The organism is Akkermansia muciniphila ATCC BAA-835 (assembly GCF_000020225.1).
Lineage (GTDB): Bacteria > Verrucomicrobiota > Verrucomicrobiia > Verrucomicrobiales > Akkermansiaceae > Akkermansia > Akkermansia muciniphila.
In genome coordinates this window covers 2,425,841-2,452,123 of record NC_010655.1, presented here as the reverse complement: position 1 = coordinate 2,452,123, position 26,283 = coordinate 2,425,841, and the positions used below count along the sequence as shown (strand labels likewise).

Annotated in this window: 20 protein-coding genes, 1 tRNA gene and 1 CRISPR repeat array; of the genes, 9 read left to right on the top strand and 12 right to left on the bottom strand. The window is 55.7% G+C overall.

The window, feature by feature from the left end:
- Positions 1-34: 34 nt before the first annotated feature.
- The 9 genes from AMUC_RS10760 to alr all read right to left on the bottom strand — a co-directional run bounded on the left by AMUC_RS10760 (position 35) and on the right by alr (position 8,181).
- Entirely contained in the window at positions 35-1,516 is a 1,482-nt protein-coding gene (locus tag AMUC_RS10760; RefSeq protein WP_012421042.1) for a beta-N-acetylhexosaminidase, read from the bottom strand.
- A 152-nt stretch (positions 1,517-1,668) separates the two neighbouring features.
- Positions 1,669-1,743, bottom strand: a tRNA-Gln gene (locus AMUC_RS10755).
- Positions 1,744-1,877: 134 nt separating this feature from the next.
- A complete protein-coding gene (locus AMUC_RS12200; RefSeq protein ID WP_157738288.1) occupies positions 1,878-2,342 on the bottom strand; it encodes a Panacea domain-containing protein in 465 nt (154 codons plus the stop codon).
- A 308-nt stretch (positions 2,343-2,650) separates the two neighbouring features.
- Positions 2,651-3,466: a hydroxyethylthiazole kinase gene (gene thiM / locus AMUC_RS10745; RefSeq protein WP_012421040.1), complete on the bottom strand. Its 816-nt coding sequence runs from the start codon at positions 3,464-3,466 to the stop codon at positions 2,651-2,653.
- Between the two features lie 47 nt (positions 3,467-3,513).
- Positions 3,514-4,128 carry a thiamine phosphate synthase gene (gene thiE / locus AMUC_RS10740; RefSeq protein WP_012421039.1) on the bottom strand — a complete coding sequence of 205 codons (615 nt, stop codon included), beginning with the start codon at positions 4,126-4,128 and terminating at the stop codon, positions 3,514-3,516.
- A gap of 18 nt (positions 4,129-4,146) precedes the next feature.
- Positions 4,147-5,076, bottom strand: a complete 930-nt coding sequence (gene cysK, locus AMUC_RS10735) for a cysteine synthase A (protein WP_012421038.1) — start codon at positions 5,074-5,076, stop codon at positions 4,147-4,149.
- Between the two features lie 36 nt (positions 5,077-5,112).
- Complete coding sequence (locus tag AMUC_RS10730) at positions 5,113-6,399, bottom strand: O-acetylhomoserine aminocarboxypropyltransferase/cysteine synthase family protein (protein WP_012421037.1); 1,287 nt, start codon at positions 6,397-6,399, stop codon at positions 5,113-5,115.
- 135 nt (positions 6,400-6,534) lie between these two features.
- Positions 6,535-6,975: an RrF2 family transcriptional regulator gene (locus AMUC_RS10725; protein WP_042449298.1), complete on the bottom strand. Its 441-nt coding sequence runs from the start codon at positions 6,973-6,975 to the stop codon at positions 6,535-6,537.
- Between the two features lie 99 nt (positions 6,976-7,074).
- Complete coding sequence (gene alr / locus AMUC_RS10720) at positions 7,075-8,181, bottom strand: alanine racemase (RefSeq protein ID WP_012421035.1); 1,107 nt, start codon at positions 8,179-8,181, stop codon at positions 7,075-7,077.
- 366 nt (positions 8,182-8,547) lie between these two features.
- Here alr and cas9 point away from each other — a divergent pair, with 366 nt between their 5' ends.
- The 3 genes from cas9 to cas2 are packed head-to-tail and all read left to right on the top strand — an operon-like array spanning position 8,548 to position 13,098.
- Positions 8,548-11,853 (top strand): type II CRISPR RNA-guided endonuclease Cas9, encoded by a 3,306-nt coding sequence (gene cas9 / locus AMUC_RS10715; protein ID WP_012421034.1) that lies wholly within the window; start codon positions 8,548-8,550, stop codon positions 11,851-11,853.
- A gap of 10 nt (positions 11,854-11,863) precedes the next feature.
- Positions 11,864-12,799: a type II CRISPR-associated endonuclease Cas1 gene (cas1, locus tag AMUC_RS12195; protein WP_012421033.1), complete on the top strand. Its 936-nt coding sequence runs from the start codon at positions 11,864-11,866 to the stop codon at positions 12,797-12,799.
- Entirely contained in the window at positions 12,766-13,098 is a 333-nt protein-coding gene (gene cas2, locus AMUC_RS10705) for a CRISPR-associated endonuclease Cas2 (RefSeq protein ID WP_022196948.1), read from the top strand. Before cas1 ends, cas2 begins: the two co-directional genes overlap by 34 nt.
- 60 nt (positions 13,099-13,158) lie before the next feature.
- Positions 13,159-13,918: a CRISPR direct-repeat array (repeat unit 36 nt; unit sequence GTTGTACTGTGCCTTATTTTGGATTCAAGGCAAAAC).
- A gap of 71 nt (positions 13,919-13,989) precedes the next feature.
- Here the strand turns inward: cas2 and AMUC_RS10700 are convergent.
- Complete coding sequence (locus AMUC_RS10700; protein ID WP_012421030.1) at positions 13,990-15,060, bottom strand: tyrosine-type recombinase/integrase; 1,071 nt, start codon at positions 15,058-15,060, stop codon at positions 13,990-13,992.
- Positions 15,061-15,349: 289 nt separating this feature from the next.
- Between AMUC_RS10700 and AMUC_RS10695 the strand changes: the two genes are divergently transcribed.
- Together AMUC_RS10695 and AMUC_RS12190 are read left to right on the top strand one after the other, a co-directional pair.
- On the top strand, positions 15,350-15,592 hold the full coding sequence (locus AMUC_RS10695; protein WP_052294491.1) for a tetratricopeptide repeat protein: 243 nt from the start codon (positions 15,350-15,352) through the stop codon (positions 15,590-15,592).
- Between the two features lie 48 nt (positions 15,593-15,640).
- Positions 15,641-16,255 carry a DUF805 domain-containing protein gene (locus tag AMUC_RS12190; RefSeq protein ID WP_081429230.1) on the top strand — a complete coding sequence of 205 codons (615 nt, stop codon included), beginning with the start codon at positions 15,641-15,643 and terminating at the stop codon, positions 16,253-16,255.
- Positions 16,256-16,330: 75 nt separating this feature from the next.
- Here AMUC_RS12190 and AMUC_RS10685 read toward each other — a convergent pair whose 3' ends face one another.
- Entirely contained in the window at positions 16,331-17,158 is an 828-nt protein-coding gene (locus AMUC_RS10685) for a potassium channel family protein (protein WP_081429228.1), read from the bottom strand.
- Positions 17,159-17,248: 90 nt separating this feature from the next.
- Positions 17,249-19,090, bottom strand: a complete 1,842-nt coding sequence (gene htpG / locus AMUC_RS10680; protein ID WP_012421027.1) for a molecular chaperone HtpG — start codon at positions 19,088-19,090, stop codon at positions 17,249-17,251.
- 176 nt (positions 19,091-19,266) lie between these two features.
- On the opposite strand from htpG, the gene AMUC_RS10675 reads away from it, so the two are divergent.
- From AMUC_RS10675 to pheT, 4 genes are all read left to right on the top strand, one after another.
- The gene (locus AMUC_RS10675; protein WP_157738287.1) at positions 19,267-21,138 is read left to right on the top strand and encodes a M60 family metallopeptidase; all 1,872 of its coding nucleotides are present in this window, start codon (positions 19,267-19,269) and stop codon (positions 21,136-21,138) included.
- A 195-nt stretch (positions 21,139-21,333) separates the two neighbouring features.
- A complete protein-coding gene (locus AMUC_RS10670; RefSeq protein ID WP_012421025.1) occupies positions 21,334-22,518 on the top strand; it encodes an MFS transporter in 1,185 nt (394 codons plus the stop codon).
- Between the two features lie 166 nt (positions 22,519-22,684).
- Positions 22,685-23,710, top strand: a complete 1,026-nt coding sequence (pheS, locus tag AMUC_RS10665) for a phenylalanine--tRNA ligase subunit alpha (RefSeq protein WP_012421024.1) — start codon at positions 22,685-22,687, stop codon at positions 23,708-23,710.
- 20 nt (positions 23,711-23,730) lie between these two features.
- On the top strand, positions 23,731-26,250 hold the full coding sequence (gene pheT, locus AMUC_RS10660; protein WP_012421023.1) for a phenylalanine--tRNA ligase subunit beta: 2,520 nt from the start codon (positions 23,731-23,733) through the stop codon (positions 26,248-26,250).
- The last annotated feature ends 33 nt before the right edge of the window (positions 26,251-26,283 follow it).

The following is a 26,283-nucleotide window of genomic DNA, read 5'->3' as shown; positions in this document are numbered from 1 at the left end:
GGTAAGGGATGCGTGATAAGGAAAAACGGTGAAATTACTTGTTGTTTTCCCAGCGGAAGGCCGGTTCATTCCCCTGAGTGCGCTCCATATCATAATTGAAGCGTTTGAGGATGAATTGACGGTGGTCGGCCAGCTTGCGCCGGAAGTTTTCCCAGGAGCGCACGCCCATCGGTGACCAGCCGGCTTCCGCAATGGCGCAGGCGCGGGGATAGGCGCGGTAAAGCAAGTGGTTCAAGTCCGGCAGGCGTTCCGCCCATACGGGGGCATGCACGCCCCGGATATGGCCTGCCTCTTTCTCCGGTTTTCCAAAAGCGGGATCCAGGTCATAACATTTTTGCAGGGTGGTGGTTTTCATCCATCCCCAGTTGCGCTGCCCCTGAATCTGGGGAAAATCCAGGTAACAGTATTCGCTGGAGGCCATAATCAGGTTCAATCCCGCCTTTTTCGTCTTCTCAATGGACTGGAGGGCCTGGCCTTGCCGCCATGCGTAAACCGTTTCCCCCGGATGGTAAATGCCGGCGTTCCCCTCATACCAGAATTGCGGCGTTTGCCCGTTTTTGGCAAGCAGAGCTGCCGTTTTCGCAAAAAAGGCTTTCATCTGTTCCTGTTCGTCTTTCATGGCTGCCCTGGTCCGGGCTTCCCGGCACAGAGGGCATTTTTCCCAGAGTTCCGTGGGGGCCTCGTCCCCGCCCAGATGAACGATACCGGACGGGAAGATATCCTTGAGTTCATTAAAGACGGAGGCATAAAATTTCCAGACTTCCGGCTTCTGGGGACAGACCAGTTCCTTGCTGTTTCCCGCTGTCGTCCGCACGTTCATGTCCGGTTTGGGGAAGCAGAAAAATTCCGGGTAGGCGGCATGAAGCGCCTGGTTGTGGCCCGGCATGTCTATTTCAGGGATGACATCAATGCCGCGCGCTGCGCAGTACGCCACCAGTTCCTTCAGTTCCTGTTTGGTGTACATCCCTTCGTGGGGGATTCCGTCTCCGAAGCTTTCCTCCCGCCTGGATGCGACGCTTTTCAATTTGGGGTAGCCGGGCACGGGCAGCCTCCAGCCCTGGTTGTCCGTCAGATGCAGGTGCAGCCTGTTGAATTTGTAGTAGGCCATCATATCCACAAATTTTTTCAGATCGGCCGCGGGGATGAAATGCCGCGCGGGATCCACCATGAGGCCGCGCCACGGATAGCGCGGCTTGTCCGTGATGACGCCGCAGGGAATGCCCTCCGGCTGTCCCGCCAGCTGGTCCCGGAGCTGGCGGAGGGTTGCCAGCCCGTAAATTCTGCCTTCCCTTCCTCCGGAAGCAAGGTGCGCCCCCTGCGGGGTGACCGTGAGCCGGTAGGCGTCCGTTTCCAGGGTCGGAACTTCCTGGTCGGAAAGAAGCTGTAAAGTTTTAGCTGTTTCCTGTCTGAGTTCCGTTCTGGACGGCTCAGGGATAATGCTGTATTGGGCTGTTGCTTCTGCCGGAGGGGAGAAGGATAGCAGAATGCCGCCGAGAATGGGTAAGGGACGTGCCATATTTCCAATATAAACGGGGAGGAAACAGGTTCTGTCAAAGAATCATCTTTTGCTTCCAGATTTTTTGCCGTCTCCTTGTTGTCCAGAGCGGAATCGGTAATAGAAAGAAAATAAAAAGGCCGCCTCCGGAGAGACGGCCTTTTTATTAGAAGTGGTAGCCCTATGAGGACTCGAACCCCAAAATACGGAACCAGAATCCGCTGTGTTACCGATTACACTATAGGGCTATGTAACGGGCGCTTTTGCGGCGCGGGCGCATTAAAGCGGAAGAGGCCGTTTTTTGCAAGTTTTTTTTTACTCAAAGATATGTTTTGATTGGAAAAAGGCTGTACAGGTAAGCGGCAGGCTGTTTTTTCCGGAACTATCCGGCCAGGCTTTTAAAGTACGCCTGTACGTGCTCCTCCGTGATTTGCTGGCGGTGCGCCTGTTCATGCTTGCCCTGGGACTGCTTCCATGGGGAGGACGGGGCGGTGTTGATGCGTCCGAGCTGCTGGGCCGTATATTTGCCATAGACGTTCCAGATATGCTCCAGAAAGGGGATAATGTCCGTTTCCTCCTCCAAAGGGGGCTGGCGGCGGCTGGGATGCTCTATGGAAGAGTAGGGCGGCTGATCCTTGTATTCATGATAAATGGAAGGAAGTACCGGACCGGAAGGCCAGGCTTCCACCCGTTCATTGATCAGGAAAGCGCCAGTCCGGTGCAGATGCCACCAGTCCGCCAGAATGACCAGATGGTTCAGTTTGACGGGCGTCAGGATGAGCTCCTTGGCGTTCGCCTGCTGAATGAACCAGTTGCAGAGTTTTTGCGTGGTAGTGGAGTTTGCCATGCTGAAATGGGTTGCCTCCATTATAAAAGGCCGCAGGTATTTCTCAACACTAAATCCGCTTGCGGTTCCGGCGCTCTGGCGGTCGGCATAGGCAAATGGCTGTGCCGGGATTCGTCAGGTCCCCGGCATGCCGCTTCCTGCTCCGCAGGCGGAATGCCTGAAAATATGGCGCAGGTTGTTCTAGCGGGGAGGGTGCCGGAGGTTCCCCTCTCCCGGGCAGCTCCTGGTGATGTGCTTCCCCTTCCGGAGATTTCCGGGTCAGGCCGTGTGCATGGCAGCGGAGTTGCTTTCCGGGGAAGAGAAGACTGTCAAAGGGAAAGAAAGCGCGCTCTGCGGACAACGTCTTCCGGAGAAAGGGCGTAAAGGCTGTCCAGCAATGATACGGCAAAGGAACCGGGGGAGGGGCTTTGTTCAAAGGCCATTTCTCCGGCAATGCCCATGAGTACGGCTGTGGAAACGGCCGCCTGCAGGGGGGTGGGGGAGACGGCGGCGCAGGCGGCGGACAGGGCTCCCATGGAACAGCCCACGCCCGTAACCCGGGACATCATGGCGTGGCCGTTTTCCGTGGCGGTTACCTGGCGGCCGTCAGTGGAATAATCCGTACGCCCCGTAACGAGCACGGCCGCCCCCGTGTGCAGGGCCAGTTCCCTGGCCGCATGCAGGGCGTCTGCGCTGGAGCTGGTGCTTTCCGGCCCTTTCGTGACGGAGGAATAGCCGGCCAGGGCCATGATTTCAGAAGCGTTTCCGCGGATGATGCGGGGGGATTGTTCCTTCAATTGCCCCGCCAGCCGCGTGCGCAGGGAAAGAGCCCCTACGGCCACAGGATCCAGCACCCAGGGGATATTCAGCCGGTTGGCTTCCCGCACCGCCGTTTGCATGGCGGCTCCCTGTTCACGCGTCACGGTGCCCAGGTTGACCAGCAGGGCGCCTGTTCCGCTGCGGAGCATGTCCACCGCTTCTTCCGCGTCGTTGAGCATGGCGGGGACGGCGCCTATGGCCAGCAGGAGATTGGCCGTCAGGGGCTGGACGACGGAATTGGTCAGGGAGAGAACCAGCGGGGCCGTTTCCCGGATTTTTCCCAAATCGGCGGTAACGGCTTGAACAAGGTCTGTCGATGAAAGCATGGCGTAAAAAAGTGCTTGATTGTCCGGTATTTCCTGCGGTACGTCCGTCAGGCAAGAGCCCGTGCGGCGGTTTCCGGATTCTCCGCTCCGCAAATGGCGGAGACAACGGCAATTCCGGAGGCGGTTCCCGTGGCGCGCACTTGACGGGCCCGTTCCGCGTCCAGTCCGCCGATGGCGACAACGGGCAGGGGAGATTGGGAAGCCAGAGCGGCGAAGCCTTCCACGCCCAGCACGGGAGGCGCGTTCAGCTTGGAAATGGTGGGGAAGACGGGGCCCATGCCCAGGTAGTCCACCAGGGAGGCATCCACGGCGCGGAGCTGTTCCTTATTGGAGACGGACAGTCCCAGGATTTTATCCGGGCCGATCATGGCTCTGACGGATGGAACCGGAAGATCCCTCTGGCCGATGTGGACGCCGTCTGCTTCCAGCGCCAGAGCCAGGTCAATGCGGTTGTTGACGATGAAGGGAATACCGCGGGAAGCCAGGAAATCCCGTATGGGCAAAGCTTCCCGGTAACAGGTTCCCGCATCCGGATTGGTGGAGCGGTACTGCACGATGGTAACTCCTCCGTCCGCCGCTTTCCGTACGGTTTCCAGAAGGCTGAGGCGGCATTTGGATGCTTCATCCGTAACCAGGTAGAGATGGAGATTGAATTTTTTCATGGCAGGGAATGGAAGGAATCAGTCCGTAAACAGAGGGGTGGAAAGATAGCGGTCCCCCGTGTCCGGCAGCAGGACGACGATGGTCTTTCCTTCATTCTCCGGGCGCCGCGCCACCTGTGTGGCGGCCCAGAGAGCTGCTCCGGAGGAAATACCCGTCAGCACGCCGTCCGTGCGCGCCAGTTCCTTCCCTGTGGAGAAAGCGTCTTCATTGGTAACGGCGATGACTTCATCGTACACGGAGGTGTCCAGCGTTCCCGGCACGAAGCCCGCGCCAATGCCCTGAATCTTGTGGGGGCCGGCCGTGCCCTGGGTCAGCACGGGGGAGGAGAACGGCTCCACAGCCACGATCCGGATGTCCGGATTACGGGTTTTAAGGTACTTGCCCACGCCTGTGATGGTGCCTCCGGTACCCACGCCCGCCACAAAAATATCCGCTTTGCCTTCTGTATCATTCCAGATTTCCGGGCCTGTGGTGCGGAAATGCGCTTCCGGGTTGGACGGGTTGGCGAACTGGCCGGGGATAAAGCTGTTGGGCAGTCCCGCGGCCAGTTCCTCCGCCTTGGAGATGGCTCCCTTCATGCCCAGCGCGCCGTCCGTCAGCACCAGTTCCGCGCCGTAGGCTTTCAGAAGGTTGCGGCGTTCCACGCTCATCGTCTCCGGCATGGTCAATATAATCCGGTACCCGCGTGAAGTGGCCACCGCCGCCAGGCCGATGCCCGTGTTTCCGCTGGTGGGCTCAATGATGACGGAATCCGGCTTCAGCTTCCCGGCGGCTTCCGCCGCATCAATCATGGCCTGGGCAATGCGGTCTTTCACGCTGCCGGCAGGGTTCAGGTATTCCAGCTTGGCCAGGAGCGTGGCGTTCAGGCCATTCCTGCGTTCGTAATTGGTCAGTTCCAGCAACGGGGTGCCGCCGATCAGTTCCGTAATGTTTTTGTAAATTCTCATGGCTTGTAGGAAAAGAGCGTTGCTGCCGTTAAATCGTTAGAGAATGGCGCGGAAGCCTTGTTCCAGATCTTCCAGAATATCGTCGATATGTTCCGTCCCGATGGAAAGCCGCACGGTGGATGGCGTAATGCCTCCCGCCTTCAGTTCCTCCTCCGTCATCTGGGAATGGGTGGTGGAGGCCGGATGAATCACCAGGGACTTGACGTCCGCCACGTTCGCGAGCAGGGAGAATAGTTCCAGGCTTTCGCAGAATTTGCGAGCTTTTTCCGCGCCACCCTTGATTTCAAAGGTGAAGATGGAGCCGCCCCCGTTCGGGTAGTATCTCTTGTAAAGGTCGTGGTCCGGATGGTCCGGCAGGGAGGGATGGTTCACCCTCTCCACCTGGGGATGGGAGGCCAGATAGTCCGCTACGCGCAGGGCGTTCTGCACATGGCGTTCCACCCGCAGGGAGAGTGTTTCCAGCCCCTGGAGCAGCAGGAAGGAGTTGAACGGGCTGATGGTGGCTCCCGTATCCCGCAGCAGGGTGGCCCGGATTTTGACGATATAGGCCAGATTGCCGCATACCTCAGCGAACACGGCTCCGTGGTAATTGGGGTTGGGCTTGCTGATGCCGGGGAACTTGTCGTTCTGCGTCCAGTCGAATTTACCGCCGTCCACAATCACGCCGCCCATCACCGTGCCGTGGCCGCCGATGAATTTGGTAGCGGAATGCACCACGATGTCCGCTCCGTGTTCCAGGGGGCGGAACAGGAAGGGCGTGGCGAACGTGCTGTCCACAATGAGCGGGATGCCGTGGGCGTGCGCCACTTCCGCCAGCGCTTCCATATCCACGATGTCGCAGTTCGGGTTGCCCAGGCTTTCCACGTACAGGGCCTTGGTATTGTTCCGGATGGCCCTGGAAAAATTCTGAACGTCCCTTGCATCCACGAAAGTGGTTTCTATGCCGGCGTCCGCCAGCGTATTGGCAAAGAGATTATACGTCCCGCCATATACGGTGGAAGAAGAAACGATGTGGTCCCCGGCCCGGGCGATGTTCTGGATGGCATACGTGACAGCGGCAGCCCCGGTGGAGACGGCCAGCGCGGCCGTCCCTCCTTCCAGGGAGGCGATGCGTTTTTCAAAAACATCTGCGGTAGGGTTCATCAGGCGGTTATAAATATTGCCCGGCTCCGCCAGGGCAAAACGGCCTGCCGCCTGTTCCGAGTCTTTGAAGACATACGAAGTGGTGGCGTAAATAGGCACGGCGCGCGCATCGGTGGCCGGATCCGGACTTTCCTGACCCACATGGATCTGGCGTGTTTCAAATCGATGGTTCTTACTCATGGTTTTTATATTCCTATCGGAAAACTAGGGAATAAATAATGAAAAGGAAAGCAAATGTCAAGCTCCGGGTAAAAAAAACGGGACATGGGCCGGAATGGGAAAGGAAAGGGAAATGTTCAGGCCCGCGGCCGCTGCTTAAATACCTGCTCCGTAGTCGCAGCCGATTTCCTTCTGCTGTTCGGCCAGATCTTCCAGCGTTACGCGACGCAAATAATTCTCAATGACTTGTTGCAGCCCGCGCCAGAAAGGCAGCGTGGCGCAGCCGGCCGCCCGCGGGCACGGATTCTCGTGGGAAGCCGTGCAGGAAAGGGGCAGGAGGGAGCCTTCCGTCAGTTTCAGGATATCTTCCGTAGTATATTCGCGCGGATGCCTGGAAAGGCGGTATCCGCCGGCCTTTCCCCGGAAGCTCTGGACGAATCCCGCTTTCAAAAGGATGGCGATAATCTGTTCCAGATAACGTACGGTAACGTCCTGCCTGGCGGAAATCTCCTTCAGGGAGATGTAACCCTCGTCGCGGTGCTGGGCGAGGTCAATCATCAGGCGCAGCGCGTAACGTCCTCTGGTGGAAACCTTCATCATACTGGCTAACTAAACGATATTTCTGTCTGTCCGTCAATCGGGAAAGAAGCCCCCAGAAATGGGCGGCCGGCTTGGCCCTTTTCCCTCCTGCCTGGTTTAGTGGGTGTAGTGGCGGGGTACCCGGGGGCCTATTCCGGTAAAAATCTCCCAGGAAATGGTGCCGGCCTTTTCCGCCAGTTCCGTCACGGGGATATGCGGCCCCATGATTTCTGCGGTCATGCCCGGTTCCGCGTGCGGCGCCCGGCTGACGTCCACCATGATCTGGTCCATCGTCACGCGCCCGAGAAGGGGGCAGGAAACGCCGTCCACCATGACGCGGGCGCCCTTGTGGGCCAGGGAACGCAGGTAGCCGTCCGCATAGCCTATGCCTACGGTCGCCACCCTGGTGGGGTGGTCCGTCACAAAGGTACCCCCGTAGGAAATGCCGTGGCCTTCCGGCAGCGTGCGCACCACCGTCAGGCGGGAAAAAAGGGCCATGGCCGGCTTCAATTGCGCGGCCCATGGGGAGGGAATGGGGGAAAAACCGTACAGCACCAGGCCGGGGCGGCACATGTTGTTGGAGGGAATTTCATAATCCAGGGAGGCGGCGCTGTTGGCCAGGTGGCAGTACTTCAAAGGCAGTTTTTCCCGGATGCGGGCGGCCATCTGTTCAAAGCGGGAGATTTGCCTGAGCGTAATCTCCCGGTCCTCGTCCGCGCAGGGAAGGTGAGCGCCCAGGCCTTCCAGATGCAGGCTGTCCAGTTCTCCCAGGCGGGAAAGCAGTTCTTCAAGCTGGTCCGGCAGGAATCCGCCGCGGCCCATTCCCGTATCCACGGAAAGGTGGATGGGCAGCGTCTTTCCGTACAGCCGCGCCAGGGAATTGTAATGCGCGGCTTCCTCCATGGTGGAAATGAAGGAGCGCCAGCCGTTCAGCACGATTTCCTCCCGTTCCTCCGGGAACGCGGGGCCCAGGATGTAAGGGCGGGTGCGGCAGCCCGCCTGGCTGATGCGCCGGGCTTCTCCCACATTGGCCACCCCGAAGAAAGCGATGCCTTCCGAATCCAGCGTGCGGCAAACCTGTTCCAGGCCGTGGCCATAGGCGCCGGCCTTCACGACGGGCATGTAATATTCCCCTTTGGCCGCCTGTTTGACGACATTCAGGTTATGGCGGATGGCCCCAAGGTCGATTTCGGCCCAGGCGCGGGGAGGGCTGGTTGCTGGCATGGTTGGAGAATGGCGGAAAGGTTGAAAAAAAGAGGGGCGACGGACGCTCCCGGCGCAGGGGATTGTCCGCCTTTGGCCGCGCAATTCCAGACGGATTTTTGTCAGTCTTTCGAACTTTCAGAAGGTGTAAAAACTGCCATGTGCTGAAACACATGGCAGTTTGATAAAAATGCTTTTGTTACCGGTGTGACTGGCTGGCAGTCAGGAAAATCGGTTTGCATTTCAAATTTTGTCTTGAATCCGTTGGGAGTTAAAGTGATGTTCAGATGTTTTGTCAACTGTTTTTTTTCTGAATGGAATAATTTTTAAAATACTTGATGGAATGCAATATTGGCATATAATATGAATTAAAGCAGTTTTTTTGTGATGTCGCGTTCTCTCACTTTTTCGTTTGATATTGGTTATGCATCCATTGGATGGGCTGTCATTGCTTCCGCATCCCATGATGATGCGGATCCCTCGGTTTGCGGTTGCGGTACGGTTCTGTTTCCGAAAGATGATTGTCAGGCATTTAAAAGGCGTGAATACAGACGTTTGAGACGCAATATCCGCTCCCGGCGCGTTCGCATTGAGCGTATCGGCAGATTGCTGGTTCAGGCGCAAATCATCACGCCGGAAATGAAAGAAACTTCCGGGCACCCCGCTCCCTTTTATTTGGCGTCAGAAGCGTTAAAAGGGCATCGAACTCTCGCCCCGATTGAGCTTTGGCATGTTCTCCGCTGGTATGCTCATAACAGAGGGTACGACAATAATGCCTCATGGTCTAACAGCCTTTCAGAAGATGGCGGGAACGGTGAGGATACCGAGAGAGTGAAGCATGCTCAAGATTTGATGGATAAACATGGGACGGCGACCATGGCGGAAACCATTTGCCGGGAGTTGAAACTGGAAGAAGGCAAAGCGGATGCTCCGATGGAGGTTTCAACGCCGGCTTATAAAAATCTCAATACCGCCTTTCCTCGCTTAATCGTGGAAAAGGAGGTACGGCGCATATTGGAGCTTTCCGCGCCTCTGATTCCTGGGCTGACTGCGGAGATCATAGAGTTGATTGCGCAGCATCATCCCCTGACAACGGAACAGCGCGGCGTGTTGCTTCAGCACGGGATAAAATTGGCTCGGCGTTATCGTGGAAGTCTTTTGTTCGGGCAGTTAATCCCCCGTTTTGATAACCGCATCATCAGCCGCTGCCCTGTCACGTGGGCGCAGGTGTATGAAGCTGAGTTGAAGAAAGGCAATTCTGAGCAAAGCGCCCGTGAACGGGCAGAAAAACTATCCAAGGTGCCCACGGCGAATTGCCCGGAATTTTATGAATACCGCATGGCCCGGATTTTATGCAATATCCGTGCAGACGGAGAACCTCTTTCTGCAGAGATACGCAGAGAATTGATGAATCAGGCCCGACAGGAAGGCAAGTTGACCAAAGCCTCTCTGGAGAAGGCTATTTCTTCCCGTCTGGGAAAGGAGACAGAGACTAATGTAAGCAACTATTTTACTTTGCATCCTGACAGCGAAGAGGCTCTTTACCTGAACCCTGCCGTGGAAGTTCTGCAAAGAAGCGGCATCGGGCAAATTCTTTCGCCGTCTGTGTATCGAATTGCCGCCAATCGCCTGCGTCGCGGGAAGTCCGTTACTCCAAACTATTTGTTGAATTTGCTTAAGTCTCGTGGGGAATCTGGCGAGGCGTTGGAAAAGAAAATAGAGAAAGAATCTAAAAAGAAAGAGGCGGATTATGCCGACACTCCGTTAAAACCCAAATATGCGACGGGGCGTGCGCCGTATGCCCGCACCGTCTTGAAAAAAGTGGTGGAAGAAATTCTTGATGGAGAAGATCCGACGCGTCCTGCCCGGGGGGAAGCGCATCCGGATGGGGAACTGAAAGCGCATGACGGTTGCCTGTATTGCCTCCTTGATACGGATTCTTCCGTGAATCAGCACCAGAAAGAGCGCCGTCTTGATACGATGACCAACAACCACCTTGTGCGTCACCGTATGTTGATTCTGGATCGCTTGCTGAAGGATCTGATTCAAGATTTCGCTGACGGGCAAAAAGACAGAATCTCCCGCGTTTGCGTGGAAGTTGGCAAGGAGCTGACGACGTTTTCCGCCATGGACAGCAAAAAAATTCAGAGAGAACTAACTCTGCGCCAGAAAAGCCATACGGATGCCGTCAATAGATTAAAACGGAAGTTGCCGGGGAAAGCGCTTTCTGCCAACCTGATACGCAAGTGCCGCATTGCCATGGACATGAACTGGACATGCCCGTTCACCGGCGCAACGTATGGCGATCATGAGCTGGAAAATCTGGAGCTGGAACATATCGTGCCCCATTCTTTCCGGCAGTCTAACGCGCTTTCTTCTCTGGTTCTTACCTGGCCGGGAGTCAATAGGATGAAAGGTCAGCGCACCGGGTACGACTTTGTGGAGCAGGAGCAGGAGAATCCTGTGCCGGATAAACCCAACCTGCATATTTGTTCCCTGAATAATTACAGGGAATTGGTTGAAAAGTTGGATGACAAGAAGGGGCATGAAGATGACCGCAGGCGCAAAAAGAAGCGCAAAGCCTTACTGATGGTGAGGGGATTGTCTCATAAACATCAATCACAAAATCACGAGGCCATGAAGGAAATAGGCATGACGGAAGGCATGATGACGCAGAGTTCCCACCTGATGAAACTGGCATGCAAGTCTATTAAAACCTCTCTGCCGGATGCGCACATCGACATGATTCCCGGCGCTGTTACTGCTGAAGTTCGCAAGGCGTGGGATGTTTTTGGGGTCTTTAAGGAATTATGCCCGGAAGCTGCCGACCCGGACTCCGGCAAGATTCTTAAGGAAAACCTGCGTTCTCTCACTCATTTGCATCATGCCTTGGATGCCTGTGTGCTGGGGCTTATTCCCTATATCATACCCGCTCATCATAATGGTTTGCTGAGACGTGTTCTTGCCATGCGCCGAATTCCGGAAAAACTGATACCTCAAGTCAGGCCTGTTGCGAATCAGCGTCATTATGTCCTGAATGATGATGGACGCATGATGTTGCGTGATCTTTCCGCCTCTCTTAAAGAAAATATTCGTGAACAATTGATGGAGCAGAGGGTCATTCAGCATGTCCCTGCAGACATGGGCGGCGCTTTACTCAAGGAAACCATGCAGAGAGTGCTTTCTGTTGATGGAAGCGGGGAGGATGCCATGGTTTCTCTTTCCAAAAAGAAAGATGGGAAGAAGGAAAAAAATCAGGTAAAAGCAAGCAAATTGGTCGGAGTGTTTCCGGAAGGCCCGTCAAAATTGAAGGCTCTTAAGGCAGCCATAGAAATTGATGGCAATTATGGAGTGGCGTTAGATCCCAAGCCGGTGGTGATCAGACATATTAAGGTGTTTAAGCGAATCATGGCCCTGAAAGAACAGAACGGCGGCAAGCCGGTGCGCATTTTGAAAAAAGGCATGTTGATTCATTTAACCTCGTCTAAAGATCCCAAGCATGCAGGTGTATGGAGAATTGAATCCATACAGGATTCAAAAGGTGGCGTAAAATTAGATCTTCAGAGAGCGCATTGCGCTGTACCTAAAAATAAGACGCATGAATGTAATTGGCGTGAAGTAGATCTCATTTCTTTATTAAAAAAATACCAGATGAAAAGATACCCTACTTCTTATACGGGAACTCCACGATAAGGCATTTTACATGTCATACCATATTCTAAGCATAGATGCCTATACATGCCATCTGAGCTGCGACAAGGGCCAACTCAGATGCGCGGATGGAGAGAATTCTCCCCGAACGATTCCGCTGGAGGATGTGGGGGCTGTTGTGCTCAGTTCTTTTAAGGCGACGCTCACGAGCAATTTGCTGATAGAACTGGCCAGGAAGAGAATAGGATTTGTGCTGTGTGAAAGCTACAGGCCTGCCGTGCTGCTCCTGCCAGCGGATCGGTCTACGGATACCGGTCTGCTAAGACATCTGGCGGATATGCCGGCCCGTTTGCGGAACCGCCTTTGGCAAAAGACTTTGGATGCCAAGTGTGGGAATCAGACGGCTCTGGCCCAAGCATGGAATCCGCATCATCCCGCCATTGCGGAGCTGAAGAGAATGGCCGTGACGGAAAAGACGGCGAGGGAAGCAGAGTGCGCCCGCCTGTTCTGGAGCGTATTTGCGGATACATGGGCAAACTCCGATTTTCGCAGGGGACGTCATGAGGAGGGGTTTAATAACCTCTTCAACTATGCGTACGCTATTCTGTTGTCTTGCATATTGCAATATCTCTTTGCTCTGGGGCTGGATCCCTGCTTCGGCATTTTTCATCAATCCCGGGAACATGCGGCGCCTTTGGCTTATGATCTGATGGAACCCTTCAGGCCTGCCTTTGACGCCAATGTGGCCCGTTGGATTCATTTGTGCCTGCGGGAAGGAAAAACAGAAGAGAGAGCAGGAGAAATCACCCGTGAGTTCAGGCAACATATTACAGCCACCTTGCAGGCTTCTGTCATGTACCGGGATAAACAGCTGCCGTTGAAAGCGGCGGTAGAGGCCGTTTGCCGCAGTTTCCGCAAAGCAGTTCTTGCCGGACAATCCGAACCGTATGAACCATGGCTTATGACAACTATAAAATGGGCTGGCTAGTTGTGTTCTTTGATCTTCCCACAACCACGCCGGAAGATAAAAAAAACTATCAATATTTCCGTAAGGCTCTTTTAGAAGACGGCTATACGATGATTCAGTATAGCGTCTATGCCCGCGCGTGCGTTACTCAGGAAAGAATGGCTACCCACTCCCGCAGAATCCAGAAAATGATACCGCCTGATGGTTCTGTCCGCTGTCTTTTCGTTACGAATATCCAGTGGGATAAGATGTTCGTTTTTCATGGCAGGTCTTGTCCCCGACAGGAGGTTTCCCTGCCTCAGCAGATGCTCCTCTGGTAAAAATATCGGACGCCGTATTTTTTTATAAGTCGCTGAACATAAAAATAAGGCACAGTATCTGTTGTACTGTGCCTTATTTTGGATTCAAGGCAAAACATGATAAGCATTATTTTCGGCATCAAAGTCGTTGTACTGTGCCTTATTTTGGATTCAAGGCAAAACATGATCATCCGTCAGCTCTACCTGCGCTACGTTGTACTGTGCCTTATTTTGGATTCAAGGCAAAACCAATGGCCGCGGCGCATGCTGCGCCACAAGTTGTACTGTGCCTTATTTTGGATTCAAGGCAAAACAGCAGGTCCGTAGGGGTAGAAGGTTCCTCCGTTGTACTGTGCCTTATTTTGGATTCAAGGCAAAACCGGTGTAGAGGTTTGAGGATTTTAGATATTGTTGTACTGTGCCTTATTTTGGATTCAAGGCAAAACTGAGCTTATGGAAGTCTCCCCTGTCAAATGGTTGTACTGTGCCTTATTTTGGATTCAAGGCAAAACGATGAGGGGAACGCCGGAAAGAGTGATGAGTTGTACTGTGCCTTATTTTGGATTCAAGGCAAAACCCGACTTTGCATTATGTGTGTTATGCGAAGGTTGTACTGTGCCTTATTTTGGATTCAAGGCAAAACAACGGTGTTCTTTCCATTAGGAACAAAGACGTTGTACTGTGCCTTATTTTGGATTCAAGGCAAAACCTCTGGCTCTGGATATTATGCTGTAGTGCTGTTGTACTGTGCCTTATTTTGGATTCAAGGCAAAACCCTCCACGTATTTGTCCCCCAGCCCTGTCTGTTGTACTGTGCCTTATTTTGGATTCAAGGCAAAACAAATGCGCCTCCGGTCTGATGGCGCAGGGGATTGCTCCGCCTTTGGCCGCGCAATTCCAGACGGATTTTTGTCAGTCTTCCTTTAACGGAGCGGGAGAAACAAAGCTGTGCGTCCAGAACATGGCGCCGGTTGCGGAGGTGATGCCCTCCATATTAAGATAGCGGGCCAGCAGCAGGGAGGGGGAGGAGTGTCCCATCTCCTTCTGGAGAAGGTTTTGATTGCAGAAATGGGCCAGGTGGTAGGAGGCGTAGGTATGCCTCAGCACGTCCTGAACCCATCCGCTTTTCTTCAGGATGCCGGACCGGCGCCTTACTTCCTTCCATTTCTTTTCCCAGTTGGGCGGGCAGACGGAACGGGCGGGGGAACCGGCGGAAGACATCCGGCTGAGGATGGAACCCAGCACGGGAAGGATGGAAACATGGCGGCTCCCTCCCGTTTTGGTATGGGTGGGCGCCAGTGAAACCAGGCCGGATTTCAGATTGATATGCTTCCACGTCAGCCTTTTGACCTCGTGGGGGCGTATACCCGCGTACAGCATCAGGGCGCAGGCCGGCAGGCATTCCCCTCGGAACAACTGTTCCGCAGTGTGGAGAAGCCGCTTTGCCTCGTACAGGGAAAGGGCCCTGATGCGTTTTTCCCTGAGGATGGGGGGAGGAACCAGAAAGGCCGCGTTTCTGCGGCACCATCCGCGCTTCAGGGAATAATTCAGGATGCCGCTCAGGATCAGCCGCCCCTTGTGCCGCTGGCGGGGAGTGGGAAAGCTTTTGCGGAGATAACGCCCGCAATCTTCCGGAGTGATGGAACGGACCTGTTTCCTTGCCAGCTCCGGGCATTTTTTCATCATCCGGGCGGCCATATAGCGGATTTCCTGCAGCGTGCGGGGACGGCGGTGTTTCCTTGCTTCCAGGCTGGCGCGGACAGCCTGGGAAAACGATACGCTTTTTTCCCTGTCGGCAAGAGCCTCTCCTCCCAGCCGTATGCAGCGTTTGGCCCGGGTTATTCTGTCGCCTCTTCCGCGGCTGGTGTCCAGGAGATCCTTTAAAAGAAGGAAAGCGTCCATGGGCGGAATGCCCAGGGAACGGATGAGGAAGATTCCGGCCTGGTCTGCGTCAGTTGGGAAAGAGGAAGTAGGTATGTTCATGAAGAACGTTGTAACAGAGGATTCCCAATCCGTACACAAGTCTAAAATGTGCTGATAACAGCTATAAAAATCAAACAAGAACGAGAGAGGAGATGGAAGTGGATAAACAATGATTTATGAAAATATGTTAGATTTTTTTCTACATTATTCAATATAAGTGTACGGATTGGGAATCCGTTAGAACAGGTAAAAATGAATATCTCTATTTCCACATTAATCATATTTGGAACAGTCTTTCTGATGGGTGAACATGTTTTAGCTCGAACCTTGGAAACGGGAAGCCCAGAGGATGCTGGGAGACTGTTATTTTTTTGGAAACGGAGTTGGGAAAAATAAAAGAGAAGCCGTAAACTGGTATTTTTTGTCAGCCAAAAAAGGAAATGCAGAAGCACAAAGAAGATTGGGCGCATGTTTCTATTTTGGGCATGGAGTCGCTAAAAACAGGCAAGAAGCAATACGTTGGTATCGTCTGGCTGCGGAACAGGGAAATACCGTTGCCATCTCCATGCTGAAGAAGCTGGGAGTAATGTAAAGGGAAGAGAGAAGAGGCATAGTTACTGTATTTATAAAAAGATCACCAATGAAAAAAGTTATGGAACAGTCGGAAGAAAGGCTATCCCGTATTGATGCATACAATAAACTTGTGGACGTCGCAATATTGACAAAAACGAGTTCTAAAGCAGTTGCAGACATCGTGAATAATGAGTTGGGAATAGAGTGTAATGCGTCTGACGTACAGGAGATTTTGAAGTCTTCCGTATCTGCTTCCGATATGCATAAAATCCGCAGAGAGATAGAGGGAAATGCTTCTATAAAAATGGGGAATGCGAATAGAAATTTATTTTTGAAAAAATATGTCAGTTTTTCCGGTCGTATTTCCAGATCTGAATATTGGGTGCTAAAGTTGCTGATATTGCCAATGATGGCTAGTATTCTTCTTTGTGGAGTTGTAATGATGTGGAGTAAAACAGGGAATGATGCAGGAATGTTGGTGTTGACAGTTATTATTTTTATTTGTTTTATATATTTCAATATTGTTGCGGATGTCCGAAGGCTTCATGATATAGGAGAGAGCGGATGGTGGGTGTTTTTAAAACTGGTTCCTTTGGCCAACATTGTTATTGCGGCGTTTCTTTTTTTTAAAGGTGGCCAAGCAGTTGGTAATCAACATAGAGACTTAAGAGCTTCTCACTGAAAAACGGTTGAGTATTTGGTGTTTGCCCTGGTACGGACAGGACGTCTTTTCCGATGTAATACCAAACGGATCTTTTCAGTTTTTTCCGGAATGGATATCAGGCGTTTCCTCTTTTTCCGCTGGAGGTGCCGAGGATGCGTCCCGCAGGGTCTTCAGCAGGGCCGCCATGGTGTCTATGTCTTCATCCGTCATGGAGGAAAGGTCGTCCAGTTTCTTTTTGATGGCCTCAATTTCCTCCTCCCGGTACGGCAGCGCTTCTCCGCCGTGGGGACTCAGAAAGAAGGAAGTGATGGTGCTGGTGAGCGTTCCCACGAATCCAATGCCCGTGAGCATCAGGAATACAGCCAGGAATTTGCCTGAAGTGGTGACCGGATAGGTATCCCCGTAGCCTACCGTGGTAGCCGTGACGAAGGACCACCAGATGCCGTTGGGCAGGCTCATGCCTTCCGCCAGATGGATGCCTACGGCCCCCAGCAGGATGATGACCAGGGCGGCGATGCAGATATACTTGAATCCGTTCGTGTTGAAGAAACGCCGGATGCGCGTGGTGAACCTCATGGCATAGGAAAACAGGTCCAGATATCTGGCGAGCCTTAAGATTTCTCCCAGCGAGGCGAATCTGAACAGGCGGAACAGGGCGTCAAAGGGAATAATGGCCAGCAAATCCCAGGGGTGTTCTTTAACGAAGAGCCATTTGGACCGGCTGATGGAGAAGCGGATCACATAATCCAGCACAAAAATCCAGTAGATGATGCGGTCCGCCGTGACTTCCCATTCCGCCGCTTCCGTTGTCAGGTCAATGGCGGTCAGCGTTACGGCGACCAGGGCCAGCAGGCACATGCCCGCTTGATAGGCCAGCCTCAGGAATAGAACGTGGCGGGGCATGTGGCGTAACGAGTTCATGGCGGGAAGAGAAATGAAAAAGCCGCCCCCGGCGGGGAGGGCAGGGAGCGGCGTTGGCGTTGGGGAAGGAAGCTGTTTCTTCCGGGGCCCCTACTTCAGCAGGAGCTGTTCCATCAGGGCCTGGGAGGACTGGGCCAGCACGGCGGGATCGTCCAGCATGCCGGCGCGGAGCAGGGCGGTATTCGCGATCTGGTCCGCCACCATTTGCGCCAGTTCCGGGTTTTCCGTCCGCAGGGCGGAAAGCTTTTTCACCAGAGGGTTGGAGGGGTTCAGTTCCAGCTGCGGGTGGCTTTCCGGCACTTCCTGCCCCATGGCTTTCATGTACGCCCTCATTTCCGGCCCCATGTCATTGCCGCTTTGCAGGGCTACGGCGGCTCCGCTGACCAGGCGCTTGCCCAGGGTGACTTTGGAGAATTTGTCCGGGTACAGTCCTTTCAGCCATTCTTCCAGGGCCGCGGCTTCCTCCTGGGGCAGGGCGTCCTTCTGTTCCTCTTCCAGGGCGGGGAGTTCCACGTCGGCGCGGTCGATCATCGTGACGGGCTTGCCGTCCACGCTGGACAGGGAGTCCAGCACGAATTCGTCCCCGTGGTCCGTGAAGAAGGCCACTTCATAGCCGCGGGCCTTGAAGGCTTCCAGGTACGGGCTGTTTTCCAGATGGGAGCGGGAAGGGCCGGTAAGCGCGTAAATGGCCGTCTGCCCTTCCTTCATGCGGGTAAGGTATTCCTCAAATGAGGTCGTTTCCCCCGGTTCCGTGGACGTGGATTCAAAACGGAGCAGCTTGCCCAGGGATTCCTTGTTCGGCCAGGAGGTGACGACGCCTTCTTTCAGGTAGCGGGAGAATTGCGCGTAGAATTCCCTGTAGGTTTCCTTGTCGTCCTTCGCCAGTTTTTCCAGATGCTTGATGAAGCGCCTGGTGATGATGTCGCTGATTTTGCGTACCAGGGAATTGTCCTGAAGCATTTCGCGGGAAATGTTCAGGGGCAGGTCTTCGCTGTCCACCACGCCGTTCAGGAAGCGGAGCCATTCCGGCAGCAGGCCTTCCGGCTTGGCGTCAATCAGCACGCGCTTGCAGTACAGGGCCACGTTGGCGTCCACGCGGCCGAATCCGAACATTTCCGGATTGCGCCTGGGGATGAAAAGCAGGGCATTCAGGGCAATAGGGGCGTCCGCGCTGAAGTGCATGTAGGACAGGGGCTTTTCATCCGTATGGGAGATGAACTGGTAAAACTCGTCATATTCCTCCGGCTTCACGTCGGATTTGGACTTGGACCAGATGGCCTGGACGGTGTTGATGTGTTCTCCGTTGAAGTTGAGGGGGAACCCCACGAAGTTGGAGTAGCGGCGCAGGAGTTCCTTGACGCGGTATTCCTGGGAAAATTCTTCATATTCGTCTTTCAGGCGGATGACGATGCGGGTGCCCCGGTCCAGCGGTTCCGCCAGCGTTTCGATGCTGTAGCCTTCCCGTCCGTCGGAAGACCAGCGCAGGGAGGCGGCTTCCGGTTCATAGGAGCGGGTGAACACTTCCACGCGGTCCGCCACCATGAAAGAGCTGTAGAAGCCCACGCCGAACTGACCGATCAGGTCCGCTCCGCCTTCCTGCTTCTGCTTAAGGGCTTCCATGAATTTTTTGGTGCCGGAGTGGGCGATGGTTCCCAGGTTTTCCACCAGGTCCGCTTCCGTCATCCCGATGCCGGTATCCGCGATGGTGATGGTTTTGTTTTCCTTATCCGTGGCTACAGTGATTTCCAGGGGCTTGTCCGGCTGGTAAATATTGGAGTCCGTCAGCTGCTTCAGGCGCAGTTTTTCCAGGGCGTCGGAAGCGTTGGAGACAAGTTCGCGGACAAAGATTTCACGGTCGCTGTAAAGGGCGTTGATGACAATGTCCAGCAGCTGCCGGACTTCCGCCTGAAATTGATGTGTTTCTGTATTCATATGGAAAAATGTTTTGCGAGCGTCATTATACGGCCCCCGTCAAGGGGGATGGACAGTTTTTTTCCCTGGGCCTGAGCGTTCCATGTCACACAAAGGGGCTTTTTCCCGGGCATGGGAGGGGCCGGGCGTTTTTCCTTGAAACAATTCCGGAAACTGAACAGTATTATTTAACAAATATGATTTTCTCACCATTGTTGAAAAAGGGGGTTCTTTTATTGGCCCTCTGCGGCGTGCTGGGCGGCGGCGTGCTTTCCGCCCAGGAAGCAGGGGGTGCGCCGATTACGGAGGAGGGTTTGAAAGCATTGGATTCCAATGTGTTCGCCAATGAATACATGCTGGCGTTGAAGCCCAATGTCACGCGCGACCGCATCGCCAGAATCAAGGACCCCTTTGTGCGCGGGCTCGCCACGCGGATGGCGGAGAAGAAATTTGACCGCAAGGCCCGCGCCCTTACGGCGGAACCGTATGAACCGGTCAAGGATCTGGCGGAACGCCTGCGTACCAGCCAGTACAGCAAATTTGAAAATCCCACCGGCATCTTTTTTGAGGAGGGGGAGGACGTGTTGCTGGTCATGGGGGATCCCAAAGGTGAAAAGCTGAATCTGGTTATCCACAACTTCGGGCGGGACGGAGGCCACAGCTCCTATCCGCTGAAGGAGGGGGTCAACATCATCAGGGCGAAGAACAAGGGGCTTGGCTACATTGAGTATTTCACCCCCAATTATAAGAAGGCTCCCAAGGTGCATTTATCCATTTTGTCCGGCAAGGTGAACGGAGTTTTCGTGGGAGGAGTCAGCAAAAACAGCGACTGGAAGAAGATGCTGGAAAACTCCCCCACGGAAGTTGTGGACATCGTGGGCAGCCGCGTGCATCTGGTGTATCCGGTGGAGGAACTTAAACAATTCTGTCCGGACAAGGGGGAGGAGCTTATTGCCCTGTACGACAGGATTATCGGCATGGAGCAGCAGATCATGGGCTTGTACAAGTACAGGATGCTGCCCAAAAACCGCATGTTCGGCCGTGTGATCTGGAACGGGTTCATGCACGCGGACGGCACGGGGGCCGCCTTTCATAACGGCACCATGAAGGAGGTCGGCAATCCGGACAGGATTCCCGGCAGCGCCTGGGGGATTGCCCATGAGTTCGGCCACGTCAACCAGGTGCGCCCCGCCATGAAATGGGTCTCCACCGGAGAAGTGACCAATAACATTTACTCCGCTTACGTGAATTACATGCTGAATCCCTCCAGCATGCGCCTGGAGCATGAACGCATCAACGGCGGGGACGGCAACATGATTGGCGGACGCTTCAACGCCTATCTGAACAACGGCATTTTGAAGGGGGAAAACTGGCTTGTCCAGAGCGGGCCGGACAAGCGTTCCGGCGGGGATAACCGTCCGATGGTGCACGACCATTTTGTCAAGCTGGCCCCCCTGTGGCAGCTTGAGCTGTATTTCAAGGTAGCCGGGAAGGGTAATCCCGACTTTTATCCGGATATCTTTTATAAGGCCATCAAGATGGATACCAGGGGCAAGAAGGACGGCGAGCTCCAGCTTGCGTTCATGAAGAACGCCTGCGACGCCGCCAGACAGGACCTGACGGATTTTTTCCGGAAAACGGGCATGCTCAAGCCCATTGACCAGGAATTGGACGACTACACCTGCGCCCGCATGACCATCACGGAGGCCGACTGCAAGAACCTGATTGCCTACGCCAGGAAGTACAAAAAGCCGGAAAGCCCCGTCATTTACTATATTTCCGTCAACAGCGCGGAAGCATATAAGAACCGACTGCCTGTCCGCGGCGTTTACAACCAGGGCGTTACGGAGCAGGGCAACAGGCGCGTTGTTTCCCATGACGTGTGGAAAAACGCCGTCGTCTTTGAAACATACAAAGACAGGGAAATGGTCCGCATCACCATGGTGGGGACAGATTCCAGGGATAATTCCTCCACCACGGTTCCCTATCCGGAAGGTTCTACGCGGATTGAAGCCGTTTCCTGGGACGGCAGGCGGACGCTGGTGTACGGCAAACGCCCTGCCAAATGAAAGCTTAAGAGGTTAGCGTGTTCGGGCGCCGCCGTTCTCCGGGACGGCGGCGCTTTTTCATGGCAGGGGGGATGGAAAACCGCAGGGAGATTGTTTCCCCTGATGGTCTTTCCGTCATGCCGTGTTTCCGGACCGCTGACAGCCGGAAGGCTGTTACTTTTGAACAGGGGCGGGGGCAAGGATGTATAACATGGGATGGATAAGGCAGGGACTTCCGGAGGCATCAGGGGAAAGATGCTGCTGTTTGTCGCCTTTTTAATCGTGTGCTTCAATTTGCGTACCGGGTTTGATTCTCCCGATCCGCTGCTGGGAACGATTGAAAGGGATATGGGGCTTTCCCTGGAAAATTCAGGGCTGTTCGCCCTGTTGCCCGTCTTTGTGCTGGGGGTGGCGGCTCCCATTTCTCCACGCGTGGCGCGCTGGATGACGCCGTGGAAAATCATTTTCTGGTTCCAGCTTCTGGCGGTGGCCGGAATTTTCTGGCGCAGCTGGGACGGCGTAGCGGGGTTATACGGCGGCATGGTTCTGATGGGGCTGGGCATGGGAATTGCCGGGGCGGCCATTCCCGGACTGATTAAGCACCAGTTTCCTGACCATGCTTCCGCCATGATGGGGGTTTACAGCGCCATGATCGGCGTGGGCAGCGCTGCGGCTTCCGGATTGTCCGTTCCCATTTCCAACATGCTGGGAGGCTGGCGTTTCGGCCTGGGGGTCTGGATTATCCCCATTCTGCTGGGAATGCTGGTATGGGGCGCTTATTTTCTCAGGCACCCGGCCGGCGTGTTTCAAAGCGATCCGGCGGCTTCCGGTCACAACCTGCTGCGCAGCGGCAAAGCATGGCAGGTTACCGTTTTTTACTTGAGCCGCGTTGGGGCGGCCTATTTCTTTTATACTTGGATTCCCATCTTTCTGAGGCAGCGGGGCATGAGCTATGAGGATGCCGGGTTCATCCTTTCCGTGGCCATGTTCGCCCAGCTGCCCGCCACGCTTTCCGCACACGTGCTGGAAAAGGCTACGGGCGGCCGGGGGCTCCTCATCGTGATGGCCATGGCATTGGCGGCCCTTTCCTGCTGGGGCATCCTGTATCTCCCTCCGGACTGGGCTCTCTGGATGGCTATTCTGTTCGGTCTGGCGACGGGAACCGTATTCAGCCGCGGAATGGCGCTGATGGTGGAACGGGCCCGGACCCCTTCCGAATCAATCAGGCTTTCCGGCATGTCCCAGGGAATAGGCTTTACCATGGGCGCCCTGTTGAGCCTGCTGTTTACCTCCTTCCTGCATCAGGGCGGCTCCTTTTTGCCGTTCTGCCTGGTTTATACCTTTTTCTGCGTGCTCGGCATGGTTTCCGGCCGCATGTCCGCCCGGCCGGGATACGTGTAATTTGCTGGGGAGATTTAATGGTTAAGGATTAGTGACTAGGAAGAGAGGTTCATTGTTCTTTTCCCCCCTTTCCGGGGTCCGCCATTTTCTTTTGAGTGACCTCCCCGCGGCCCGAAGGGCTTGACGCTGGCGGGGGGGACGGGTAAGCTCTTGCCCGTCAAATTTTATGAAGGAAGAGATTGTACGCATCCAACGGGACGCCCTGGCACGCATCGCCCAGGCGTCTGACAGGCGCGGCGTGGAAGACGCGCGCGTGGCCATCCTCGGCAAAAAAGGGGAACTGACCCTGGCCCAGACGGGCATGAAGGACGTTCCCAGAGAGGAAAAGCCCGCTGTCGGCCAGTTGCTTAACGAGGCCCGCAAGGCCATTACGGAAGCTCTGGACGCCAAGCTGGAGGAAGTGCAGGCCCAGGCGGACAAGGCCGCCGTGGCCGGTGTGGACCTGACGCTTCCGGCCCGCTCCCTGCCGCCTGGCGGTCTGCACCCCCTCACCATCGTTAGGGATGAAGCCGTCCGCATTCTGCGCCACATGGGCTTTGCCCTGGCGGACGGCCCGGAGATTGAGGACGAGTTCCACTGCTTTGACGCGCTGAACACGCCGGAAGATCACCCGGCCCGCAATGAGAAGGATACATTTTACTTTGATTCCGGCAAGCTTCTGCGTACGCACACGTCTTCCGTGCAGATCCGCTCCATGGAAAAGCAGCTGCCGCCCGTGCGTGTCATCGCTCCCGGTTCCGCCTACCGCCGCGACGAAATTGACGCCACGCACCTTTCCGCCTTCAATCAGCTTGAAGGCCTGTATGTGGATACGGACGTTTCCGTGGGCGACCTGAAAGGAACGCTGGAATATTTTCTGCGCGCCCTTTTCGGTTCCGGAACGGAGGTGCGCTTCCGCCCCCATTTCTTCCCGTTCACGGAACCCAGCTTTGAAATTGACGTCAAGCTGAAGGTGGACGGCCAGGCCCCCCGCTGGGTGGAGATTGCCGGCTGCGGCATGGTGGATCCCAATGTTTTTGAAGCCGTGGACCGCGAACTGGGCCTGGACCCCGGAGCGCAGGCCCGCTACACGGGGCTGACCGGCTTTGCCTTCGGCATCGGCCTGGACCGCCTGGCGATGATCCGCTGGGGCATCAGGGACATTCGCGCCCTGATTGAGAATGATGTGCGCTTCCTTGCCCAATTCCAATAATTTTTACCTGTTTTCCCGTTATGAAGATTTCCCTTAACTGGCTTTCCCAGTACATTGACCTGTCCGGCCTGAGCGTGGATGAAATGTCTGACATGCTGACTTTTGCCGGCATTGAGGTGGAAGACATCCGCCAGCAGGGCGTGGATTCCCCATACGTGGTGGTGGCCCGCGTGGCTTCCGCGGAACAGCATCCCCAGGCGGACCGGCTGAAAGTCTGCCAGGTGGACGTGGGCGACGGCACGCTGCACCAGATTGTGTGCGGCGCTCAGAACTACAAGGTGGGGGACAAGGTCCCCTGCGCCCTGCCGGGAGCGGTGCTGCCCGGCAACGTTGAAATCAAGGTGGGCAAGCTGCGCGGCGTGGAGTCCCGCGGCATGCTCTGTTCCGCCTCCGAGCTGGGGCTTCCCGACAAGGAGCACGGTCTCTGGATTCTCCCTCAGGAACTGGAACCCGGTACGCCGATTTCCCAGGTTGTCAAGGCGGATACCCTGGTGGAAGTGGAAGTAACGCCCAACCGGCCGGATTTGCTTTCCCACAACGGCATGGCGTATGAACTGGCCGCTATCTCCGGCCGGGGGTACAGGCCTGTTTCCATTGACGACGCCGGAGTGGCGCTGGAACCTGCCGGAGACTTCGTGCGGCTGGACCAGCCGGAGCTGAACCCGTACTACACCGCCGTAAAAATCAGCGGCGTGAAAGTGCAGGAAAGCCCGGAATGGCTGAAGGAACGCCTGGTAGCCGTCGGCCTGCGCCCCATCAACAACATCGTGGATATTACCAACTTCGTCCTGCATGAACTGGGAACGCCCCTCCATGCCTTTGACGCGGCGAAAGTGCAGGGCGGCATCGTCACCCGCACCGCTTATGAAGGGGAAACCATCAAGGCCCTGGACGGGCAGGAATACACGCTTAACTGCACGGATCTGGTTGTTGCGGACCAGTCCGGCAAGGCGCTCGCCATCGGCGGCGTGATGGGTGGGGAGGAAAGCGGCGTGACGGACGCCACTACGGATATCATTCTGGAGTCCGCCTGGTTCAAGCCCTCCTCCGTCCGCGCCACGTCCCGCAGGCTGGCCCTGTCCTCCGACTCTTCCTACCGCTTTGAACGCGGCACTTCCGCCTGGAATGTCCTGCGCGGTTCCGTGCGCGCCGTGGAACTGATTCTTCAGCTGGCGGGCGGAACGGCCTCCCCAACGTATGTGGCCGGTTCTCCCGTTCCTAATCCGGCTCATGCTTCCATGCCTTCCTGCGGAGGGGCGGACGGCCCCGTTTCCGTGTTCGCTTCCCTGAAGCAGGGGAAGGGCGCCACGGTGACTAATGAACTGGGCTTTGTACAACTTCCCTGGAAAGCGCTGGATCAGATTTCCGGCGGTTCCATTTCTCATGAGGAAGGGACTCGCATCCTGACGGCGCTGGGCCTGAAGCAGGTTCCGGATTCACCGGAATGCTGGCTGATCCCCCCCCACCGCCTGGATCTCACGCGCCCGTGCGACCTTCTGGAGGAAATCGTGCGCGTTTTCGGCCTGGACGGCATACCGTCCCGCTTCTCCGGCCCCTTCGTGGCGGAATCCCCGGTAGATGTGGCCTATAACTTCCAGATGGAGCTGCGCCGCAAGCTGGCGGCCCTGGGATTTTATGAAACCCAGACCATCAAGCTCATCGCCTCCGAATCCGCGGACGGCACCATCGCCCAGGTGAAGGACGCTTTGCCTCTGCGCCCCCTTCAGGACGGTGACCTCATCCGCGTATCCCTGCCGCTCAGCGAGGATCACTCCGTGCTGCGCCCCGCCCATACGCCCGGCCTGATTGCCGCCGCCGTGCGCAACAGCAACCAGGGCGTTTCCGGCCTGCGCTTCTTTGAACTTGGACGCGTCTTCCGCAATACGGGCGGCGGCAAGGGCAGGGACATTGAAACGGATACCCTGGGTATCCTGGTTTCCGGGGACCGCACGGCGCGTTCCTGGGCGGATCCCAGGCCGGAGCAGGCCTCCTTTGAGGATCTGCTGGCCGTGATGGCGGCTCTGGCGCCGGGCCACCGTTTTACGCTCACGCCTGCCAGACCGCGCGAACAGGCCGCCCTGGGGGCGGACGTACAGCTGGACGGGAAAGCCTGCGGCTATTTCGCCCGCCTGTCCCTGGCGCGTTGCCGGGAGCTGGGCCTGGGTCAGCCCGTGTACGTGGCGGAACTGGATCTCCGCAAAATGCAGGAAATCCTGACCGCGCCCGTGAAGGCTGCGGAATTGCCCCAGTTTCCCGGTTCTTCCCGCGATGCGGCCATGGAACTGCCCCTCTCCACGCCCAATGCGGACATTGTCAAGGCCGTGGAATCCGCACGGGAAAAACTGCTTGTCAGTTATTTCTGCTTTGACGTGTTCACGGACCCCTCCGGCGAAAAGCTGCCGGCGGACCGCAAATCCATTGCCTATACCTTCCTGTACAGGGATCCGGCCAAGACCCTCACGGCCGCGGAAGTGGATGCAGCGCACCAGCGCGTGCTGAAAGCCCTGACGGACAAAGTGAAGGGCCTTTCCTTCAGGTAATCCCCGTTAACGGGCCGCGCGTTTCATGGGCTG

Bases quoted from the DNA above. Each gene is read 5' to 3' on its own strand.
- thiE (WP_012421039.1), bottom strand. From the start codon at position 4,128: ATGAAAAAATTCAATCTCCATCTCTACCTGGTTACGGATGAAGCATCC.
- AMUC_RS10685 (WP_081429228.1), bottom strand. From the start codon at position 17,158: ATGAACTCGTTACGCCACATGCCCCGCCACGTTCTATTCCTGAGGCTG.
- AMUC_RS12190 (WP_081429230.1), top strand. From the start codon at position 15,641: ATGAAAAAAGTTATGGAACAGTCGGAAGAAAGGCTATCCCGTATTGAT.
- AMUC_RS10675 (WP_157738287.1), top strand. From the start codon at position 19,267: ATGATTTTCTCACCATTGTTGAAAAAGGGGGTTCTTTTATTGGCCCTC.
- AMUC_RS12200 (WP_157738288.1), bottom strand. From the start codon at position 2,342: ATGGCAAACTCCACTACCACGCAAAAACTCTGCAACTGGTTCATTCAG.
- htpG (WP_012421027.1), bottom strand. From the start codon at position 19,090: ATGAATACAGAAACACATCAATTTCAGGCGGAAGTCCGGCAGCTGCTG.
- thiM (WP_012421040.1), bottom strand. From the start codon at position 3,466: ATGCTTTCATCGACAGACCTTGTTCAAGCCGTTACCGCCGATTTGGGA.
- AMUC_RS10730 (WP_012421037.1), bottom strand. From the start codon at position 6,399: ATGAGTAAGAACCATCGATTTGAAACACGCCAGATCCATGTGGGTCAG.
- AMUC_RS10725 (WP_042449298.1), bottom strand. From the start codon at position 6,975: ATGAAGGTTTCCACCAGAGGACGTTACGCGCTGCGCCTGATGATTGAC.
- AMUC_RS10700 (WP_012421030.1), bottom strand. From the start codon at position 15,060: ATGAACATACCTACTTCCTCTTTCCCAACTGACGCAGACCAGGCCGGA.
- pheS (WP_012421024.1), top strand. From the start codon at position 22,685: ATGAAGGAAGAGATTGTACGCATCCAACGGGACGCCCTGGCACGCATC.
- cas9 (WP_012421034.1), top strand. From the start codon at position 8,548: ATGTCGCGTTCTCTCACTTTTTCGTTTGATATTGGTTATGCATCCATT.
- cysK (WP_012421038.1), bottom strand. From the start codon at position 5,076: ATGAGAATTTACAAAAACATTACGGAACTGATCGGCGGCACCCCGTTG.
- AMUC_RS10670 (WP_012421025.1), top strand. From the start codon at position 21,334: ATGGATAAGGCAGGGACTTCCGGAGGCATCAGGGGAAAGATGCTGCTG.
- AMUC_RS10760 (WP_012421042.1), bottom strand. From the start codon at position 1,516: ATGGCACGTCCCTTACCCATTCTCGGCGGCATTCTGCTATCCTTCTCC.
- AMUC_RS10695 (WP_052294491.1), top strand. From the start codon at position 15,350: ATGCTGGGAGACTGTTATTTTTTTGGAAACGGAGTTGGGAAAAATAAA.
- alr (WP_012421035.1), bottom strand. From the start codon at position 8,181: ATGCCAGCAACCAGCCCTCCCCGCGCCTGGGCCGAAATCGACCTTGGG.
- pheT (WP_012421023.1), top strand. From the start codon at position 23,731: ATGAAGATTTCCCTTAACTGGCTTTCCCAGTACATTGACCTGTCCGGC.
- cas1 (WP_012421033.1), top strand. From the start codon at position 11,864: ATGTCATACCATATTCTAAGCATAGATGCCTATACATGCCATCTGAGC.
- cas2 (WP_022196948.1), top strand. From the start codon at position 12,766: ATGGCTTATGACAACTATAAAATGGGCTGGCTAGTTGTGTTCTTTGAT.